At 31.9% G+C, this 2,515-nt stretch carries 2 protein-coding genes; both read left to right on the forward strand.

All coding sequences use genetic code 11. The annotated features are described in order from the left end of the window. The first annotated feature begins 96 nt into the window (after positions 1-96). Positions 97-1,179: an AAA family ATPase gene (locus PKN74_RS06190; RefSeq protein ID WP_472309656.1), complete on the forward strand. Its 1,083-nt coding sequence runs from the start codon at positions 97-99 to the stop codon at positions 1,177-1,179. 1 nt (position 1,180) lies between these two features. Further along, positions 1,181-2,365 (forward strand): vWA domain-containing protein, encoded by a 1,185-nt coding sequence (locus tag PKN74_RS06195; RefSeq protein ID WP_472309658.1) that lies wholly within the window; start codon positions 1,181-1,183, stop codon positions 2,363-2,365. Positions 2,366-2,515: the final 150 nt, after the last annotated feature.

Raw genomic sequence — 2,515 nt, forward strand, 5'->3', positions numbered from 1 at the left:
ACAATCGGTAAAAAAGGGTTCTAGGGCAAAGCCCTATTAATTTTTAGAATCTCTGAATTGTTTAAGAAGAAAAACCATAATAGGAGGTAGTTATTATTGAAACCATCAACTGTAAAATATCTTTCCAAAAAAATAATGGAAGCTGGTGAAATTCCACTAATTTGGGGACATTTTGGTGTTGGAAAAACTGATATTGCAAGAGAAATAGCTTCCGAAACTGGAAGAGAATTAATAATATTAATAATTTCTCAAATGGAACCGGGTGACTTAATTGGTTTACCTGCCCGTGGTTCAGATAGAACTGTTTTCTTAAAACCTGATTGGTGGCCAGACAAAGATAATGTATTAATTATGATAGATGAGGTTAACCGAGCGCATAGGTCTATTAGAAACGCAATCATGCAACTTCTTATAGATAAAAGAATTCATAATCACGTTCTTCCAGAAGGAGCTTGGATTATGGGAGCTGCTAATCCACCTGATGAAGAATATGACCAAGTTGATCTAATAACCGATCCTGCATTCATGTCAAGATTTTTTCATTTAGAACTTTCTCCTGATGTTGATGATTGGGTCGAGTGGTCAGCAAATAACGATGTATTGCCCGAAATTATCTCTTTTATTAAGGAATATCCAGAATATCTTTCCTCTGATACAATTGTATCAATGAGATTAAATTTGAGACCTAGCCCAAGAAGCTGGTATAAATTGGCCAAAGTATTATCTTTATTGTCAGAAGAAGATATTAAAAACTATGGTTATGTTGTCTCAGCAGCCATAGTAGGGTCCGAAGCCGCTAGAACTTTTCTTTCATTTCTTGAAAATAAGGTTGAGTTACCTGATCCTAAATCTTTGTTATTGGAAGGCAAAAATATAGAAAAAGTTGCCAAACTTTCAAATGAAGAAAAAATCACTCTTATATTCAGAATCAATAACTTCTTTGAATCACTTCAAGAAGAAGATATGATCGAAATTTTAAATAATCAAGACCAACGAGCTATTGCTGAAAATTTAAAAAAGTTGAGTGATTTAGTTCCAAAAGATGCATTGTTTTCTGTATTACGGTTTTTAAATGAGATGATAGAAAAGAACAAAGGTTTAAAAAGAGCTTTCTACGATAAGTTATTGGAGGAAATTGCTATAACGCTTGGAGATTCCTCTTGGATGGAAGGTATCTAATATGAGTGATATACTTCAAAAAGCTTGGATAGAGTTAGAAAAAGAAAGTCTATTTTTTTCTTATTTAAGGATGAATTTTGATAATGTTCCAACGCAAGCTGTGAGAACAATTAAAGTTTCAATCACTTCTCAAGCTAAATTTAGGATTATGTACAATCCTAAACGTTTGCAAAATCTTGGATTAACTATAACTAAAGGTCTTTTAAAACATGAAATATATCATATCATCCATGGTCATATTTTCATTAAACCAAAAAATAAACGGGAAAAAGGCATCTGGGACTTAGCAATGGATGCTGCAATAAATCAATATATAAGGGAGCTTGATGCTTTTGCCACACCTTTAGATGTAATGGTGGCCGAAGGACATGCTCCAGATAATGAGTTCTTTTTTGTTACCGCTCCAATGAATTTATTGAATAAAACAGCTGAAGAATATTATAAATATATACTCGATTTTATAGAAGAGAAAAAAATGGTAGATTTAGAAGAAATAATTGACAAAAGAGAAAAAAATGCAGATTCACATGATTTTTCCTCTGAAATTCCTGAGGAAATGGCTTTCGATATTGTGAGTGAATTTGTAACTCAGGCATATGATAAATCCAAAGAAAATTTACCCGATGGTGTTGAAATGGCAGTTTCTTTGATGGTTAAAAAACCATATTTAAATTGGAAAACACTTTTGAGAAGATTTTTTGGAAGTTCAATAGTTGTAGAAAAATATAGAAGTTTGTTAAAACCAAATAGAAGATATGAAGACCAACCAGGTTGGGTTTCAGAATTAGGACCTAATGTGGCAATAATAGTTGATACATCCGGATCAATTATAGAAGAAGAGTATAACTCTTTTTTTAGTGAAATCGAATCAATAACAAAAAATCTTGGAGGTAAAGTAACACTAGTTCAAGCTGATAGTCAAATTCAAAATGTCATGACCTACCATAAGGGAAAATGGAAAGAAATTATTTTGAAAGGGAAAGGTTCAACAGATTTACAACCTGCAGTTGATTACGTTGAAGAAAATATTAGACCCGAAGGTATTATCATATTTACTGACGGATGGTTAGAAGTACCAAATATTCAAAGACGTATCCTATTTGTATTATCTAAAAAATATAATCCTGATTTTCTTACGCAAGTTATAGAATATTATGGGAAAAATAGTGTTGTTATTTTAAATTAACCTTTTGCTTTTCCATTTTGTGTTGACAAATTCTTATAATTGTGGTACCATATAATACATCGAGGTACTAATAACTGAAAATTCATATAAATTCTAACAAATGTGGTCAGGCCGCATAAACAATTTTTGCGGCGAAAAAGGGGTTCATTG

This window comes from Defluviitoga sp. (genome assembly GCF_035349255.1).
Lineage (GTDB): Bacteria > Thermotogota > Thermotogae > Petrotogales > Petrotogaceae > Defluviitoga.